The following is a 17,769-nucleotide window of genomic DNA, read 5'->3' as shown; positions in this document are numbered from 1 at the left end:
TCCAAGGATTAGAGAGGGGGCTAGGAATGTGATGAGGGGTTGGAGGTGGACTGTGGGATTTGAGGAAGTGGCGTAAAAAAGAATTGTAACGTAGAATTTTTCAGTTTGTATCTTCAATAAGACTGTCCGATTCATGGGGCTAAACTCATGAGTCTAAGACCCATTAACTTCTAAATTTTTAGCAGAACCAATGAGCGAAAGTTTTAAAGAAAAGGGATATCAATTTATAAATATCTCTTAAATGTTCCTAAGCATTTCTAGATACCTCCAAGCATACCCAGAAACACCAAAAATATAGGGTGGTAAAATGGAAAAAAAAGAGGTTGCATGGGAAAGTTGGAGAATTATTGTGGCACTACTTGTCGTTATAGTTTTAATGCTTGGGTCGGTTTTTGGTAGCATAGTATTGGTGGATGCTGATGATCCTAGTAAAGTTACGCTTAATGCCGAATCTAATACAGAATGTGTGATATTTGATATAGAACGAGACGGTGGTATAAGCATAGATACTGCAAGAGAAATAACGGAATCCACTATTATCGACGGGTTAAAAAAATATAGATCTGAAGATTATAAGACCTATTTTGACAGTTCGCCAGACTGGTACGCTAAGAAACACTCCTTTGAAGAACGCATCGCAAGAGACCTTTGGTTTCATGTTAATTATCCCTACATCATACTCCTAGGAGGGGGCGATCCTAACAATATCGGATACACAGGGGAATTTATATCGTCAAATTGTCCAGAATGGGTTATGGGTCTGTTTCTTGATTGGAAAGACCCGCAGGAAAACCCAAGCAAACCAGATCTCGATGATGACTTTTTGGGCGGTGTAGATTTTTCATCAATTCAATTAAATTATATTTCACTATCTTTGGATCAGAATGGAGAAAATTTTAGCTACGTACTAAAAGCGAAAAGAGCAGAAGAAGGCGATAATATCATAGACATCGCAGATGCCACAGAGCTATCGATAAATGCATTCTTCACGGGCTTAACCCTACCAGATTCTAAATTTTGGGTAAATCTAAACCCCTGGGAACCAGATGTAATAATGGATAAAGATTTAAGAAAAACAGACTTGGGAAGGATTATGCTTGAAGCAGACCTTCAGATGAAGAAGGACTTTTGTAAATATGAGAATCCATGTGAAAGCGAGATTGGAGAAGAGTTCTGGGAGTTATTGGGTAAAAAATCAGAAGAATTGGCAGAAGAATGTATGAAAAGGCATCCTGCTGAAATAGAAGACACTGATAACGTTCTATTCAGTCCTGTGACTAGGCATTGGATCATTCCAGATAAAACGGATGTTTATGGCACAGATGATGAAGTTTATATTGTTGATATAAAATTAAATATAGAATCAGAGCCGGTATATGAACATTCAACTTATCAAATTGTAAATCAAAATTCTTCTCTTTCCGATGAATGTAAAGAGGATCTTAGTGAAGCAGCAAAGGAATATGGTCGTTATGCGATGGAGCTGGAAGAAGTGATGATACTTCCTTTGGTTGTTCAAGAAGTGAATCATGGTGACTATTATTTAGATTTGAGGCAGGTTTATACTTCGTTGGCACTTGCACAATGGTACAAGGATAAATATCGGCACACATCTAGGATTTTCACAAATCTCATAGATTCAAAGGATTCGACGGGGTTAGAATCGAAGTATATATGGGATGCTGAGGATATATGGAGAGATTATGTTAAGTCATTTGAAGAAGGCGAATATCATTGCTGGAAGAATACAACTTATACAAAAGGCGACTATATAATTACTGAAAGTAGGCTTTATTTGGGTGGTGGTGTTGATTTTACAGACATAAAACTGACAAATATTGGAGACATGCCTGCAAATTTAAAAGAATTGACACTCTATGCGACATCTACTTTTTTCGCAAATGAGGAAGATGATTACTATTTTGGTGATGAATTGTATGTGTTTAAGCCAAGTTCGGCACCAACACCCACATTAACACCCACATTAACACCCACATTAACACCCACATTAACACCCCAGCACCCACCACACGGGCACCCCAGCACACCAACACCCACATTAACACCCACATTAACACCCACATTAACACCCACATTAACACCCCAGCACCCACCACACGGGCACCCCAGCACACCAACACCCACATTAACACCCACTCCAACACCGGTAGCAACACCTTCGCATCCTGAAGAACAACCATTGCCAACAGAAGAGCCAAGTGTACCTGGATTTGAGGCAGCATTCGCAATCGTTGGGCTCCTAGTGATCACATATCTAATCAGAAGAAGACAATAAGGCAAATCTTATTTAACTACAAGTGAAATGGGGATCGGGGAAATAATGAAAGTACTACTCATAGATGGCGCGAAGTATAATTTTTACCAGTATAAAAACGAAGAGGAATTGGAGAAAATTATTGTAGGGCATTGTAAGGATATTTTTGGTAGGAGTTCATTATATTTTGCTAAACACAAAATGGAATCTCTCGCTAGCCAAGGTTCAATTCCAGATGGTTTTTCGATTGATTTTGAAAATAAAAAATGGTATATTATAGAAATAGAACTCTCATCTCACTCCACAAGACATATAGTTGGACAAATGATCGATTTTATGAATGGAGTTGAAAATCCTCAAACTCAAAAAAAGATATTCACATTCATTCGTGAAGAAATAAATAATCTTCAACATACACAAAAAGCAGAGGTTGATTACTATTGTAAAGATATCCCAAGTTTCCTTTCTGATCTGATTTATGATGTTTCACCCGAGATTATAATTATAATAGATAAAAAGACTAAAGAGATAAAGGAGTCTATTTATAAAGCTAATCCAAACGCAAAAATTCTAGAATTCAAGACATTTGAAAGAGAGGGTTTTGTAGGACGTCATGCTTATTTATTTGAGCCTATAGTCGAACATGAGCCTATAGTCGAACATAAAGTAGAATCCGAAAGACTACCCGCAAAACCTAAAGTGAAAGGTAAAACAACTCCCCAGCAAGAATATCGTATTCCTATTTTAGAAGCTTTGATTGAAATGGGCGGTAGAGGAAGAATCAAAGATGTTTTAGAAAAAGTGGAAGTTAAGATGAGGCATAGACTAACTGAAGCCGATTATGAGAAGATATCTTCTGGAACAGATATAAAATGGATCAATAATACAAGATGGGCGAGACTCACTATGATAAATGAGGGATTATTGAAGGACGACTCTCCCCACGGAATTTGGGAGGTTACAGATAAGGGACGAAATTATTACTCAAATCATAAAAGACTAACAATGGACCAAGAAAAAGCAATGTTTTCTAAGATGAGGAGCGAAGGCAATCCAAAGAAGGGGGTTCCATTCTATCCTTCTCAGTATGTCCCTTATAGTCAACAGAGAAAGAAGCAAAGCTGATAGCCATACCTAAGAAGAGCCAAAAAAGCGACATATGGAATCAGAATAGCTAAATAGAAAAATTTAAATGATATGGCATGACAGTGATACGATCCATGTAAATTAAAAATCGAGCTAAAACCCCTTTCCAGACATTTACCAGTAAATTCGACTCAAAATCCCCTGCCCCATCCAACTTCTTGGAATAACTCCTTTATAATAATCTGATCATCCAAAAATCATTTGATTACTACCTTAAAAACCCTGGTCTCCAGGGGTGGTTGGGACTCCCAGGGCCTCGCATAAGAGAACGTTATTTCGGTTGTTCCTGAACTCATAGCAAGAAACTCAAACGTCTCCTTACCACTGCCTCCGAGAAGATTTGGTTGACTTGGGACATAGCTACTATCGACCAATTGAACGTAGTTAGAGTCAAATTGTGGTTGCCAACTATAGCCAGTGGTCGGATTTGACTCTAAAGATACAGAAAATGTAGCACCCTTTTTGGTCTTTATCGTGTCTCCAGGAGACATAAAACCAAACCAGGCGATCAAAACAATCGAGATAACTATTAAAACCCCGATTCCTATGATTTTTGGTCTCATGTTTGTTACCACTTTCACCAATCAATGGGTTTAAGGTTTATAAATGTTATGTGATTTGATTTCAGTGCCGATGTGCTAGAAAACATAAAATTTAAGAAGGTTGGAGTAACAGGTGCTATCAATCTTGCAAGAAGTAGAAAGAGATAGGTATAACCTTGATATAGTATGCCCGCCTTAACTCAGCTGGCAGAGTGCGCGGCTGTAGTTCTTGTTGCGTAGAGAAATACGCAGGTACCGCGATGTCCCCGGTTCAAGTCCGGGAGGCGGGATTAGAGGCAGGATTAGGTTTTAAAAAGATTTCTGCCCGAGTAGTGTAGCGGCCTATCATGAGGCCCTGTCGAGGCTTCGACTCGGGTTCAAATCCCGACTCGGGCGTTTTTAAAATATTCTGATAGTTACTGATAACAAATATGGTAACAAACTTGATAACAACTAATTAAATTTATTCACACATGGTAACAAATCTGATAACAAATAATTAGCTTTGAATACAATAACAAAAAGTTTATATGCTAGCAGTATAGACAAGATTGACAGGGGATGGAAAAAATGCAATCTATTATAGAAGACGCTTTTAGATATTCTGAGATTGAGCAAGAGCAAATAACTATCAGCAATTTTAAGGATGCCGGAACGCCACGAATAGCAATTGTCGGTTGTGGTGGAGCAGGAAACAACACGATAAAAAGGCTATGCAGCATTGGAGTTGTGGGCGCTGAAACGATAGCAGTAAACACCGACAAACAACACTTGGAGTTAATTCCGAATAATGGATGTAAGAAGATTTTAATCGGCAGATCACTCACCAAGGGTCTTGGTGCTGGTGGGTTCCCACACATAGGAAGACAGGCTGCTGAAGTAGACAGGATGTTGCTAGAAGATGCTTTGAAAGACACAGATCTCGTTTTTATCACCGCTGGCATGGGAGGTGGCACTGGTACGGGTTCAGCCCCAGTCGTTGCAGAAGTTGCAAAGGATGAGGGCGCCATAGTGGTCGGAATGGTGTCATTCCCATTCAAAATAGAGAGGACAAGGAGGGTTCTAGCAGAACAGGGCATCGAGGAACTGAGACGAGCAGCGGATACTGTCGTGATATTGGATAACAACAGGCTCTTGAATTATGTGCCAAACGTTCCAATAGATCAGGCATTCTCAGTGATGGACCAACTCATAGCAGAGACTGTAAAAGGCATATCGGAAACGATCACGTTGCCATCGCTGATCAATCTGGATTATGCAGACGTCAAGTCAATCATGCACTGCGGTGGCGTTGCAGTCATGCTGGTTGGTGAGGCTCAGGGCCAAGACAAATCCCATTCAGTGGTAAAGGCCGTATTGAACCACCCATTGTTAGATGTCGATTATAGAAGTGCAACCGGAGCCTTGATTCACATCACAGGCGGATCGGATCTCACATTACGGGAAGCGGAAGAGATAGCTGAAACGCTGACAAAGGAAATCGATACAAATGCAAACCTGATATGGGGTTCACGGGTCGACGAGGATTATACTGGCAAAGTCAAGGTCATGGCAATCATGACCGGAGTGCGATCTGCCCAAGTACTTGGACCAAGTGTTGGGGTTGGCACGCGTGAGCTTGCATACGGCCCGGTCATCGACGTGATTCGATGATTTTCAGTAATTTGCACGCCTGACACATATCGCCCATAGTCGGCTCTCCACAGATCGTGCATCGCTGGAGGTCGACTTCCTCCATTTCTTTTTTTAAGGGTTTGATCAAAAGGTCAAAGCTCTTCATCAACGAGTACTTGGTGCCAGGATGCTTAGCTTCGAAGGCATTTAGCAGGTCACGTATTTCTGCCCTCAGAGACAGATGTGCATAAGGACACTCGTCGAATAGGACGGGTATCTCTTTCAAGAGCGCATAAAGCGCAACCTCTTTTTCAGGCACATATCTCAGCGGTTTAATTCGTGGCACCAGTCCGGGTTTTTTTGTCGGCATAAGCCTGACCAATCGCTCCATATCCCCTCTTAACAAGTTCATTAGCACTGTTTGTGCCTCATCATCCAAGCAATGCCCGGTTACCAGTTTGGTCGCACCCAAGGCGTTAGCAGTCCTGTTCAAGATCACCCTGCGAAAAACCCCACAGTAAGTGCAAGGCGCTCTTTCCCCAAGAATCGCCATTTGATCCAGTGTCAACCCAAATTGATCCTCAAAGGAGGCGATCTCGTGTCGAATGTTAAGTTTCTTGCAAACCTGCTTCGCCATTTTCAGCGTTTTCTCCCTGTAACCATGAATGCCTTCATCGATCGATATCGCCATCAACTGTATATCGGGGTGATCCTTGAATAAAGAGTGGATTATATGCAACACAACCGTACTATCCTTGCCTCCGCTTAGTGCAAATGCGACTGTATCCCCCCTTTCAATCATCTTGTATCTGCGAATGCTATGCTTGACCTTTCGCTCAACATCTTTCTCGAAATGCCTCTTGCACAAATGCATGCCAGAGTATTTTTGGTGAATTATTGCCGTATGATGACACTTGTCGCATCTCATAGCAAAACTATCTTTATCATGCCCTACTAAATAATGATACGTGCAAAATGGTCATATCATCGTTGGAATAGACCCTGGCACGACCACTGCAGTTGCAATCCTTGATATGAGGGGGGGGCTCGTCAACCTATTCAGCTCCAGGGTGGTTTCCATATCAGATGTGATTGAGCATATAACTAGATATGGGAAACCTCTAATCATAGCCTCTGATGTAACGCCCGCCCCAAACACTGTTGAAAAAATCAAGCGGGCATTCAACGCAGTCCTATTCTTACCAAGTGATTCACTGCCAACAGAGGAGAAGATCGACTTAGCAAAGCCTTTCAAATACTGCAATGAACATGAAAGAGATGCATTGGCTGCAGCTCTGTGGGCATACAAAGACTGCAAAAATAAATTCACCCATATCGAAAAGAAAACGCCCATCGGCATGGATGCAGATGAAGTGAAGGCACTGGTCCTCCGCGGATGTTCGATCGACGCCGCAATTTCCCAATTGTCTCGACCTGACAAGGTAGAAGAGGTCAAAAAAAAGGAAATAAAAACCATCAACAAGCAAGCCTTAGAGCTGCAAAAGATAATCCATCGCCAGGAGAAACAGATATCTAGACTTAAGGAATATGTCGACGAACTGCAATCCCAGATGAGCAAAAAAGACGATCGGATAGAGGAACTTGCTACCCTATTGGATGGCATAAAATTCAAAGACCAGAGAGCGCTAAGGAAGGCAAGAGAGATTGAACGTAGGGACAAAGAGATCTCTCGGCTAAAAAAAGAATTGCTAAAAAGGGAGAGAGATATATCCCTGCTGTCCAATCAAATAGATCAATTAAAATATGTACAAACATTGGATTTTTTTGGAGAGAAGAGACCTTTAAAAGTGATATCCTCATTCACAAGGGATTCAATTTCAGAGACTGAAGCCAAGTATGGGCTCAAAAAGGGGGAGGTCATATTCTTAGAAGATGCAAGTGGTGGTAGCCAAACCACGGCAGACTTGATTATAAGCAAAGGGATCAGAGGGATAATCACCCAAAATGAAATGTCCCATGCTGCAGAAAAACGGTTTGTTAACATGGGTATCCCCATAATCCCAGCGAAGGACGTGAGTATCCATAGAATTGCAGATTTTGCAGTTGTGGACCAAAGCATACTGGATCGGGCAATCCAAAAATGGCATGAAAATATGAGGAAAACCAGGGCTGAGAAGGTGGAGTCATTGATCATTGAATATAAAAATAAAAAAAAGGTCTAAAAAGTGCTCAGCTCCCCTTTTACCACCATCTCAGTGATCTGTGTTATCTCCGACAACCAATCGTCGATGATGTGTTTGACATCTGGCTTGATTTTTTCCAGGGATATTCCTTTTTTCAGTATTATCTGGGCGTCAACGATCATCGGATCGTCTATCGGTTGTCCGATCTGGGATAGAATGCGTACATAGACCTCCTCGACGCCATACAATTTTGCAATATACTGTGCCATTTGAGTGGATAACAAGTTGTATATCTTTCCCACATGACTGACTGGGTTCTTGCCGCTTGTTGCCTCCAAACTCATCGATCTATTGGGCGTGATCAATCCATTGGACCTGTTTCCTCTGCCCACAGAGCCATCATCACCCATTTCTGCTGAAGTGCCAGTCACAGTCAGATATACCGAACCAGTGGAATAATCATCCGCTATATTTACAGCTACAGACACATCGCGCTTAGTGTGCTGCATCGCTGTATTTAGGACATGCTCACCAATCTCTTTTTTTATCGTCTTGTAATGCTCTAGATCGTCCACATATTTCGAGATAATGGCGTTAGCGACGGTAAGGGTGATGTGATCTTTGACCCGCAAGCCCATTACTTTTATGTCCTCCCCAATTGCCGGTATCTTATCTCTTAGATTCATCAGGGCTCGCTCTGCATTATACACAACCAGCTCTGTTTCTGAAAAGGGAGCATGACCTACACCAAAAGAGGTATCATTCGCATTAGGTATCTTTCCTCTCTCGAAAATGTTTATGAGGTCAACGGAGCCCTGACCTATCCGTTGATCAAGTACAACATGGGAAGGTTTTAAGTTCCGAATGTTTTGTGCCAGATATTCCCTTGCTGTTTCGTGGGCTATCACTCCAATGGGTATCTTAGCCTCACCGACATAAGAGGTCGCTCTTCCACTGATAAGGATGAAGATGGGCTTTATCACTTCCCCGCCACCATAGAAGGGGTTCGCCTCTCCTCCCACTAATTCAACTTGGTCCGTATTGTGATGCAGGATTCTGCCAAACCGATTCAAGTATTCGCATGACAGTGCTCTGCTCACGGCCTCAGCAATCCCATCACATATCGAATCCGGATGCCCGATTCCCTTTCTTTCGACCAGCTCAGTCCTATGCGCTTCAATGGGAGTTTGATTGATTTGCTCCACCCTGATATTTCGTTTCATCGTTTCAAAAATGCATCATGAGTTATAATATTTTTCGGTGGGGTGTCACAATAAAGGTTAACAATTGTTATTTTGAAATTTTTCTGAAGCAGGTTCACCGCCAACTCCCCAATGGGACTTTGGAATTTCATGCACGATTATTTCTATAGCATTTTCAGGAATGCCTAAATCCACAAAAACCCTTGTAATTTCTTGAATCACGGTTTTAGCTCGCTCTTCTCCAAAACCTTCCCAGACATTTACGTGAATTATCGGCATTTTTCATACCTCAAATAGTTTATTTCCATATATTTTGATTCCTTGCAATCTATATATAATATAATGCACGTGGAAATAATCGATTGAACATCAAAAGAGCTTCTGATGTCTTTCTTTAAATACTCCCTAAAAACAATCCTAGTCAAGTATCACCAATATCCCCATAAATTATTATAAAACCACCAGCAGCCATTTTTTTCTATCCTAATATAAAAACTGAGCCAATATAAAAACTGGGCTAAAACAACCCATAATGTAATTGAGGTAACGCTGTATTAAAAGAAATCCAACTAAACCCCAGCCAAGCTATCGATCCAACTTTCGTAGCGATGTCAATGTTAGTGATATCAATCTAGTCGTTATGCTTTTATACACCTATCATTTATTTTCGTATACCCATCGATTATATGTAGCAAACATTAGAAGGGGAAAAATGACATGGTGAAAAAAATGAGTACAAAAGATAAGACAAATAGGATAAGTCGTATAAGTCGAATGCTGATAGTATTTCTCATTGTAGCCATTAGCTCAATTGTTCCACAAAGCGCATCAGCAAAGCCCAACTCAGAGATCCAATTAGACCCCGGAGACTTGATTGAAAATTCGAGGTTGGGTCGATCCATAGCCATCGACGGAAACCTTGTGGTGGTGGGGGCACCAGAAGCCTCAGAAGAAGAGGCTTTTGGCGTAGGAGCAGCTTATATATTTAAGCGCCATGGCAATGCTTATGTTTTAGAGGCAAAGCTCATTGCCCCCGACCCAACCCTAGGATCAGAATTCGGGCGAGCAGTGGCTGTCGAAGGAAACACCATAGTGGTTGGTGCCCGCTTTGCCACCAGTGGAGATGTCGAAAGAGCAGGTGCTGCTTATATATTCCGCTATATGGGTGGGTCATGGATTTTTGATCAAAAGCTAACTGCAAGCGATGTGTCTGCAGAAGACAATTTTGGTCGGGCAGTTGCACTGCACGGTGACCTTTTGGTGGTGACAGCCCGAAAAGAGGAGGTTTCGGAGGAAGATGAGGGGGCGGCATATGTGTTCCGCAGAACAGGCGCTAGCTGGACCGAAGAGGCTAAACTCACTGCAAGCGATGGCACGATCGGCGCCCGATTTGGACAGTCAGTGGCCATAGTGGGCAACAACCTGATAGCGGTGGGAGCGCGGGATGCCGACAGCCCCACGGCGAAGGCTTGCGGAGCTGTCTATATCTTTCAGAGGATTGCTGACGAATGGGTTGAAACGGCAAAGTTGACCGCAAGTGACGGCGCGAAGGGAGACCAATTCGCGTTTAACCTTGCAACTCATGGAAATGTGATCGTGGTCGGATCTCGTAGATCGGATCCTCAAGGTCTTAAGGATGCGGGCGCTGTCTACATATTTAGTAAAACAAAAAGCGGATGGACTGAGACTGCTAAACTCATGGCAAGTGATGCAAAGGGAGGCGATGAATTCGGTCACTCGGTAGCCATGGACGGAAACTTCATTGCAGTCGGAGCGCGCAGGGCAGACATTGATACGAACCCTGACCAGGGAGCCGTGTATCTTTTCCGTCGAGCGGATAATCAATGGGTGGAGACGACAAAGCTCTTAGCATCCAACGGAGGGGCAGGCGATGAATTTGGCCATTCCCTTTCAGCCCATGGCAATGCTATCGCTGTAGGAGCGCAATTTGCCGACGTCCCAACATGCGACGAAGGGGCAGCCTATGTGTTTAAACTGAATAGCACAAAGTGATAAGCGCCAATAAGCGGCGGCAGCTAGAGGGCTATGCGCAACATTTTAAATAACCCTCTCTGCCCCCTAAATTTCTAGGTGAGCCCTTAGGATCATCAAAAGCTGGCAAATACCATATTTCTCAAATCCACCAAAAATACATCAAAATAAACTGACAATTTATATATTCTTTAGTTTCTAATTTATTTTAATGAATAAAATTTTGGAAACGCGATTTTGGGAAATAGATTTTTTACGCGGACTTGCCATAATCATGATGATAGTATACCACCTGTTCTATGATTTAGATTTTTTCAACGTGTATGCTATCAAAATAAACTCCGGCTTCTGGTGGTATTTTGCACGCACCACAGCTACCATGTTTATTCTTCTAGTGGGCATTTCCTTAACTCTCAGTTATTCAAGAGCAAGGATGCTGAATCCAAAATCCAACCTATATCCAAAGTATTTGAAGAGAGGTCTGAGGATATTTGCATGGGGCTTAATTATCACCCTGATGACCTGGGTTTTTTTAAGAGAGGATTTTGTTATTTTTGGGGTGCTTCATCTCATCGGAATATCGATTATCCTGGCATATCCCTTTTTAAAACTCCGATCTTGGAACCTTTTGATAGGAATTACTTTTATATCTATTGGGATATATGTGAAGAAGTTTACCTTTGGCTTCCCTTGGTTGATTTGGCTGGGATTCAAGCCAGAGATCTTTTACACTGTTGACTACTTTCCTATTTTCCCGTGGTTTGGAGTGATTTTAATCGGCTTATTTATCGGAAATCTGTTATATGCCAACTACACACGGAAATTTAATTTTTTGGATTTGTCTAATTTTTCTTTTATAAGATTATTTTGCTTTTTAGGAAGGCACTCATTATTGATTTACCTAATTCATCAACCGATATTGATTACATTACTTCTAATATTTTAAACCAAGAGTAGCGATATAAGGTAGGATTTCATAAAAACAGCAGTAGTATTTTTCATGCTCATACCACAAAGTTAGTAATCTTGTTGAAACTATCAATAAAGTTCTACGGTACAGGCTAAAATGATGGTAAAAAGGTTATAGGATTTCGTAACTATGGCAGTAGTAGTTCTGAGGGTCAAAATTCCACGGATCTGGTCGATAGTTGGGTTGTAAGAGAAATAAAATAAATAGCAAGAATCTTTTACATAGCATCAGTAGAGATAAACATTTTTTAAAGAGTCAAGCGTAACTTTATCTTGTGAAATTTAAAAATTTAATCTCATCAATAGTTATTGTCGGAATAGTCTTAATCGCCGGTTGTTTGCACCAGCCTTCGGATTCTTCTTTAGATCATCCTGCTGAAAAGCTCCTTATGTGGGTAAAAAGGGTTGACAGTTCTCAGGACGTGGTAATATCCCCTAATGGTGAATACATTACCAGCGGTAAAGAATTATTTTCACGTACAGGCGAACTTATTCATAGATACAACACTCGAGTGACCATGTCCACTGCTATCTCTTCTGATGGCAGATATATCACGACAGCCGTCGATCCAGGCATTGTTTATTTAATTTCAAGCGAAGATGAAAAACCCATATGGAGGTATGAGGCAGGGGAACGCGTCTGGAGAGTGGATATGTCTGATGATGGAAATTACATAGTATCTATAGGACAAAGGAACATTTGTTTGTTTTCTAAAGAAAACAGTAATCCAATATGGAATTATAAGAGAAAATCCTCTGGCAGTACGTATAATTCAGTTGCCATCTCTTCCAATGGCAAGTATATTGTGGCAGGAACTGACTCCGGGTCAGAACCCAATGTACTCCTCTTTTCCCGAGAAAGCAGTACCCCTCTATGGAGCTATGGTCCCAGTGAGTGGACCAGCCAGGTTGCCATCTCTTCTGATGGCAGTTACATTGCCACGGGCGACAACGCAGGTACAGTCCGCTTATTTTCCAAAGAAAGTAATGTTCCTTTATGGAGTTATACTACATGGGGGGACATCTATGCACTTTCAATGACCCCTGATGGGAGATTCATAGTGGCTGGTGGCTGGGATTCTAATTTATACATGTTCTCTCAAATAGGTGAGCTTCTATGGAGTTATAAAATAGGAGGCCGCGTTTTTGATGTTGACATCTCTTATGACGGCAGATATATAGTAGCAGCAAGCGAAGACGACCACATATACCTTATTTCTTTCAGCGGCAAACCTCTGTGGAGCTATAGAACAGGGGACGATGTTACAGGAATTTCAATATCTTCTGACGGGAATTACACGGCAGCTGTAAGCGAGGATAGACACTTATACTTATTCGACAGGGATGTGGATAGCCAGAAATCAACAGAGCTGACAGTTAAACCAGCTGAAATCAGTACTGAATCTCATATGGCAACCAGTCTCGATGCTTTTCTGACGTTAGAGGGCATTCCACTGGAAGACAAGCTTATCACATGGTCAGTAAGCAAAGGTACTATAGACATTGAAGACTCATTCACAGATTATCAAGGCAAGATCACGATTAAGTATACTGCCCCAGTCACCAGAGAATCAACACAAACAATGATAACAGCTTCCTTCGCAGGCGACGGTTTATATTCACCAGCCAAGAAAGCCATCACGGTACATATCGCTGCTGGTGATTTGCGACCGTTGCATGAACCCATTTCCATATCTAATGATGGATTCACACCCGAAAATGGCGTTGTTAAAGGAAGCGGTACAGAAGATAACCCATATATTATCGAAAACTGGCACATATATGCTGAAAATAACTACGGTATTTTCATAAGAGACTCGAGGGCACATTTTGTAATAAGAGATTCTTATATCACCGTCGAGGGTGATGATAAAAGAGACGGAATTTATCTAATGAACGTTGATAATGGGCGAATAGAAAATGTTATTATAGAATATGTTCCCAAGTGGGGCATCTTTATGCAAGATTGTTCCAACATTGAAATAATCAACTCAGTATTCAGAAACAATGTAAGGCAGGGAATCTCTGTATGGGATTCCGAGGATATAACAATAAAAAATAATACGGTATTGAACAACGATGATGCTGGCATACAGATAGATCGATCTTCAAACGTCAAAATATTTGATAATCTTGCAAAATTCAATTCCAGGCACGGAATCAGCATATATAACACAAATAATTCCATAATGGAAAATAATACTGCCCTGCTCAACGGATGGTTTGGATTCGCTGTTCATGAACACTCTTCCCAAAACACGGTGAGGGGCAACAAAGGAAACAATAATGGCCTTTCACCTGTGGGGGGCGGCGGCCTCTCGATGAAGATGGACTCCAATAACAATCTTGTGGAGAACAATGATTTCAAAGAGAATGATGGCTTTGGCATTAATATCTACATTAATGCGAGTTACAATACAATCCGGGGAAACAACATTAATGGCAACAGTGGAATTGGAATAAATATAGAATCAGGCATCGGAAACATTTTAGAAGACAACATGGTATCAAATAATGCTCATGAGGACATATCCACAAAAGATAGCTCAGGAACCATCGTGAGATAAGTCCAAATGGATATCAAGAGAACATATAAATAGATCATGGCAGGTTAAGATTGCAATTGACATCTGCTAATTTCATCCTTAATTATATTACCATCATATTGGTGTGGTAAATACTGATTTTTTATAATTTTGACCAATGGACCCACTCTTAAGCATGCCAGCAATCAACTATCTTTATTGAATTGGCTTTTATTAGTGAACAATGCCATGATACCGCTAAAAAATACATAGTACAAAGTCAAAAAAAAATTAACTAAATGTAAACATCTTTTATCTTAAAAATGCAAAAGTCTTAAATAAAATTGTAATAATTCCCAATTAATAGATTTATCATGTGAAAACTCACCTGCTTAACTATCTAGACACAGTAAATCTTATAACACAGTAAATATTTATTGTTTAAATACAATTAAAAATGGAGGAATTCAGATGGTCGATAGACTTATTGATGCGATCAAGAAGCTATTTAGGGCTGATGAGGAGAAGATTACTGATAGAAAAAACGTGGTCGACGAATCCATTCAAACGATCGATAAATTGGTAGTGGAGATGAACATCGATCGCCGAGGTTTTTCCAGGCAGAAAGGGATGTACAGAGGTGCCCTTAATACGGTGTTGGAGAAACGGGGTGAGGCAGAGGCAAGAGAGCTTGGTTTGTGGATCACGGATTACATAAAAAAACATGGAGATACACCTGTACGTCAACAAGTGAGAGATAAAATCGAACATCTATAGCACGATACCAAATCTCTGTAAGCTTAAGAACATATGATACATGACGGTATGGTAATTACTTGCATCCCACTGGTTTTTAAAAACTAAAAATCAGTTTGAACAATTTATTCTAAGTACTTTTGACACCCAAATAGCAAGTATTTATTTTTTATATCTGAGGGTAGTGCATACTTTGCCGACCTGCTCGCCCCCATACAAATCGTTGTTACCGCAAAAACTTCTTTTATCGCTATAAGTTATAAAACATTACTAGGAGCTCTCCCCCGAAAAAAGTTTTTTAAAGAATTAAGTTTCAATTGGTTACGATGAAATGAACGCCAAACGACAAACAAAAAAGAATAATTCAGCAGCAAGCAAACTCAGGAACATATTCTTCTCTTTATTGGTTTTTATAGCGGTAACAATAATTGTTACAGACTTACTTCAAAGCAGAATTTTCTTTTCATTTTTCGTAGGATTTCCTACGGGTTTCGTTGCCGGAGTCCTAGTATTTGCTCTTTTGACCATAAAACAAAGATCAAAAAAGAGTTAAAAAAATCAGAGAATAAAAAAGATTCCCAGGATTTAAAAAGTATTTCAGCACTCATTTTGAGAGTTTTGAAGCAATTTTCTTGCCATAACAGAAAAACAGTTGTATTGAGCCTTAACCCCCTTGGGCATTTTCTTGTCTTGAGCATATTTTTAATTATATATATATGTTATATAGCTTTCGACATTTTTATCAGTATGAAGTCTCATTTCCATAAGGGTATAAGATCATGACAGCAAACTCCGAGCATTATGATGTCCTCATCGAGAATGGATGGATTCTCACACCAGAGGGTTTGGTCAAGGGATGCGTAACCATCGAGGACAGAATTATCGCTAATATAGGTAAAAAGGTCTCGACCGATAGGGTAATTGATGCCAGAAACGGAATAGTGATGCCTGGTTTGATTAATGCCCATACTCACCTCGGAATGACGTTACTTAGGGGCTATGCAGACGATTTTTCACTGGCTCGATGGCTCAACGAATACATATGGCCGGTAGAGGCAAAGCTGGATGAAAGAGATGTGTATGTAGGTGCCTTGCTGGGCTGCGTAGAGATGATCAAGTCAGGCACAACCACATGCGCGGACATGTACATACGCATGGATGGGACTGCCAGAGCAGTAGAAGAGTCTGGAATTAGAGGCGTGCTATCCTATGGTATGATCGAACTCGGAGATGAAACCAGGGCTGAAAAAGAACTAAAGATTGGCAAGGAGTTTGTCAAAAAATGGAACAACGCAGCAAATGGCAGGATAACAACTATGTATGGCCCACATGCCCCGAATACGTGTTCCCCGGAGTTTTTGAGCCAAGTAAGAGAACTGTCAGATAAAGATGGCGTAAAAATACACACCCATCTGGCTGAAACGGAAGCAGAGATCGATGAAATCCAGAAAAAGCAGGATATGTCACCTGTAAAACTTTTGGATAAGATAAATTTTCTTGGACCAGGGGTTTTAGCTGCGCATTGCGTTTGGCTTTCGGAGGAGGATATAAGGATTTTAAAGAGGAATGATGTCAAAGTAGCACACAATCCAACCAGCAACATGAAACTTGGATCGGGAATTGCACCTATTCCAGAACTTCTCAAATGTGGGATTATTGTAGCCTTGGGAACTGACGGATGTGCATCAAACAACGATCTCGACATGTTCAGAGAAATGAAGATGGCCGCTCTGCTCCATAAGGTCAACAAACTCGATCCTACCATGATTCCTGCGAGAGAGGCACTAAATATGGCAACGATTAATGGAGCGAGGTCACTTGGAATCGATGCAGGAGCCATATCAATAGGCATGAAAGCAGACATCATAATCATCGACACAAACAAGCCCCATCTGACCCCAAAGCACGATATGGTCTCGCATTTAGTCTATTGTGCAAAGGGCAGCGATGTCTCCACATGCATAGTGGACGGTAAAATCCTGATGGAAAACTATGAACTCACCACCTTAAACGAGTCGAAGATAATGGCTGATGCGGAGAGGGTTGCAAGCGATCTGATAGATAAAGCAAAGTACAATGAATAGATTAGTACGGGGTCCAATAGAATCGTAAAGAGAATAATAGAATCGTAAAGAGAATAAAAGGTGGCAATGATCCCCCGATCTAACTCATCGCCCCCAAGATGTTAAAAGGTTTTGTTGGACATTGTTCATCTACCCATTTCTAGCGTTTATATAAAAACATAACTTTTTACAATTTACCTTAACTTCCCCTACCAATATCCCACCATAATACTTCTTTTCATCAAATAAACCCACTATAGGTCACATTTAACCACCCACAACTCTCAAAATAGCCCTTTTTGTTGAAAGGTTGGAAAGAGAGATATAAAAAATGCATTTGATTATAAAAGTGAACTTTAACTCTATTTAACTCAAAACGTGGAAACGAAACATATAATATTTACATTACACTGCCATGCCTCGCAGCGATACGCCAGGTCTGAGCTGATCCCGTTTCTAAAGGCCATATTCAGGAAAAATGCGATTGAAATCTCTGCAATGCTGGACCTGAGCCAAAACGAGATCGCCTTCTTACTCGGCA

The 17,769-nt window shown here is 40.9% G+C and carries 13 protein-coding genes and 2 tRNA genes; 11 read left to right on the top strand and 4 right to left on the bottom strand.

From position 1 onward, the window contains the following. Positions 1–307: 307 nt before the first annotated feature. A complete protein-coding gene (locus tag PHI74_07430) occupies positions 308–2,296 on the top strand; it encodes a PGF-CTERM sorting domain-containing protein (GenBank protein MDD5485840.1) in 1,989 nt (662 codons plus the stop codon). Positions 2,297–2,323: 27 nt separating this feature from the next. Next, positions 2,324–3,400, top strand: a complete 1,077-nt coding sequence (locus tag PHI74_07425; protein MDD5485839.1) for a winged helix-turn-helix domain-containing protein — start codon at positions 2,324–2,326, stop codon at positions 3,398–3,400. A gap of 218 nt (positions 3,401–3,618) precedes the next feature. Here the strand turns inward: PHI74_07425 and PHI74_07420 are convergent, their stop codons facing one another. Next, the gene (locus tag PHI74_07420) at positions 3,619–3,984 is read right to left on the bottom strand and encodes a protease inhibitor I42 family protein (protein MDD5485838.1); all 366 of its coding nucleotides are present in this window, start codon (positions 3,982–3,984) and stop codon (positions 3,619–3,621) included. Positions 3,985–4,152: 168 nt separating this feature from the next. Here PHI74_07420 and PHI74_07415 point away from each other — a divergent pair. The 3 genes from PHI74_07415 (at position 4,153) to ftsZ (ending at position 5,616) form a co-directional block, all read left to right on the top strand. Next, positions 4,153–4,253, top strand: a tRNA-Tyr gene (locus PHI74_07415). A gap of 33 nt (positions 4,254–4,286) precedes the next feature. Further along, positions 4,287–4,359, top strand: a tRNA-Asp gene (locus tag PHI74_07410). A 165-nt stretch (positions 4,360–4,524) separates the two neighbouring features. Then, a complete protein-coding gene (ftsZ, locus tag PHI74_07405) occupies positions 4,525–5,616 on the top strand; it encodes a cell division protein FtsZ (GenBank protein MDD5485837.1) in 1,092 nt (363 codons plus the stop codon). Here ftsZ and PHI74_07400 read toward each other — a convergent pair. After that, positions 5,597–6,505, bottom strand: a complete 909-nt coding sequence (locus PHI74_07400) for a TIGR00269 family protein (protein MDD5485836.1) — start codon at positions 6,503–6,505, stop codon at positions 5,597–5,599. The two genes, ftsZ and PHI74_07400, sit on opposite strands and share 20 nt — an antisense overlap. Before the next feature lie 40 nt (positions 6,506–6,545). On the opposite strand from PHI74_07400, the gene PHI74_07395 reads away from it, so the two are divergent. Beyond that, positions 6,546–7,760 (top strand): DUF460 domain-containing protein, encoded by a 1,215-nt coding sequence (locus tag PHI74_07395; protein ID MDD5485835.1) that lies wholly within the window; start codon positions 6,546–6,548, stop codon positions 7,758–7,760. Here PHI74_07395 and PHI74_07390 read toward each other — a convergent pair. After that, the gene (locus tag PHI74_07390; GenBank protein ID MDD5485834.1) at positions 7,757–8,944 is read right to left on the bottom strand and encodes a methionine adenosyltransferase; all 1,188 of its coding nucleotides are present in this window, start codon (positions 8,942–8,944) and stop codon (positions 7,757–7,759) included. The two genes, PHI74_07395 and PHI74_07390, sit on opposite strands and share 4 nt — an antisense overlap. Positions 8,945–9,001: 57 nt before the next feature. Continuing rightward, complete coding sequence (locus tag PHI74_07385) at positions 9,002–9,202, bottom strand: tautomerase family protein (protein ID MDD5485833.1); 201 nt, start codon at positions 9,200–9,202, stop codon at positions 9,002–9,004. A 450-nt stretch (positions 9,203–9,652) separates the two neighbouring features. Between PHI74_07385 and PHI74_07380 the strand changes: the two genes are divergently transcribed. From PHI74_07380 to PHI74_07360, 5 genes are all read left to right on the top strand, one after another. Beyond that, on the top strand, positions 9,653–10,936 hold the full coding sequence (locus tag PHI74_07380; GenBank protein MDD5485832.1) for a hypothetical protein: 1,284 nt from the start codon (positions 9,653–9,655) through the stop codon (positions 10,934–10,936). 1,223 nt (positions 10,937–12,159) lie between these two features. After that, the gene (locus tag PHI74_07375; GenBank protein MDD5485831.1) at positions 12,160–14,451 is read left to right on the top strand and encodes a right-handed parallel beta-helix repeat-containing protein; all 2,292 of its coding nucleotides are present in this window, start codon (positions 12,160–12,162) and stop codon (positions 14,449–14,451) included. A gap of 429 nt (positions 14,452–14,880) precedes the next feature. Further along, positions 14,881–15,186, top strand: coding sequence for a hypothetical protein (locus PHI74_07370; GenBank protein MDD5485830.1), 306 nt, complete (start codon positions 14,881–14,883; stop codon positions 15,184–15,186). A 310-nt stretch (positions 15,187–15,496) separates the two neighbouring features. Continuing rightward, positions 15,497–15,718: a hypothetical protein gene (locus tag PHI74_07365; protein MDD5485829.1), complete on the top strand. Its 222-nt coding sequence runs from the start codon at positions 15,497–15,499 to the stop codon at positions 15,716–15,718. A 226-nt stretch (positions 15,719–15,944) separates the two neighbouring features. Further along, positions 15,945–17,249: an amidohydrolase family protein gene (locus PHI74_07360; GenBank protein ID MDD5485828.1), complete on the top strand. Its 1,305-nt coding sequence runs from the start codon at positions 15,945–15,947 to the stop codon at positions 17,247–17,249. The last annotated feature ends 520 nt before the right edge of the window (positions 17,250–17,769 follow it).

The organism is Methanocellales archaeon (assembly GCA_028715985.1).
GTDB lineage: Archaea > Halobacteriota > UBA148 > UBA148 > UBA148 > UBA148.
This window is presented reverse-complemented; position numbering and strand designations above follow the sequence as displayed.

Coding starts and splice junctions, on each gene's coding strand:
- PHI74_07380 (MDD5485832.1), top strand. CDS start 9,653: ATGAGTACAAAAGATAAGACAAATAGGATAAGTCGTATAAGTCGAATG.
- PHI74_07425 (MDD5485839.1), top strand. CDS start 2,324: ATGGGGATCGGGGAAATAATGAAAGTACTACTCATAGATGGCGCGAAG.
- PHI74_07390 (MDD5485834.1), bottom strand. CDS start 8,944: ATGAAACGAAATATCAGGGTGGAGCAAATCAATCAAACTCCCATTGAA.
- PHI74_07360 (MDD5485828.1), top strand. CDS start 15,945: ATGACAGCAAACTCCGAGCATTATGATGTCCTCATCGAGAATGGATGG.
- ftsZ (MDD5485837.1), top strand. CDS start 4,525: ATGGAAAAAATGCAATCTATTATAGAAGACGCTTTTAGATATTCTGAG.
- PHI74_07365 (MDD5485829.1), top strand. CDS start 15,497: ATGAACGCCAAACGACAAACAAAAAAGAATAATTCAGCAGCAAGCAAA.
- PHI74_07430 (MDD5485840.1), top strand. CDS start 308: ATGGAAAAAAAAGAGGTTGCATGGGAAAGTTGGAGAATTATTGTGGCA.
- PHI74_07420 (MDD5485838.1), bottom strand. CDS start 3,984: ATGAGACCAAAAATCATAGGAATCGGGGTTTTAATAGTTATCTCGATT.
- PHI74_07400 (MDD5485836.1), bottom strand. CDS start 6,505: ATGAGATGCGACAAGTGTCATCATACGGCAATAATTCACCAAAAATAC.
- PHI74_07385 (MDD5485833.1), bottom strand. CDS start 9,202: ATGCCGATAATTCACGTAAATGTCTGGGAAGGTTTTGGAGAAGAGCGA.
- PHI74_07370 (MDD5485830.1), top strand. CDS start 14,881: ATGGTCGATAGACTTATTGATGCGATCAAGAAGCTATTTAGGGCTGAT.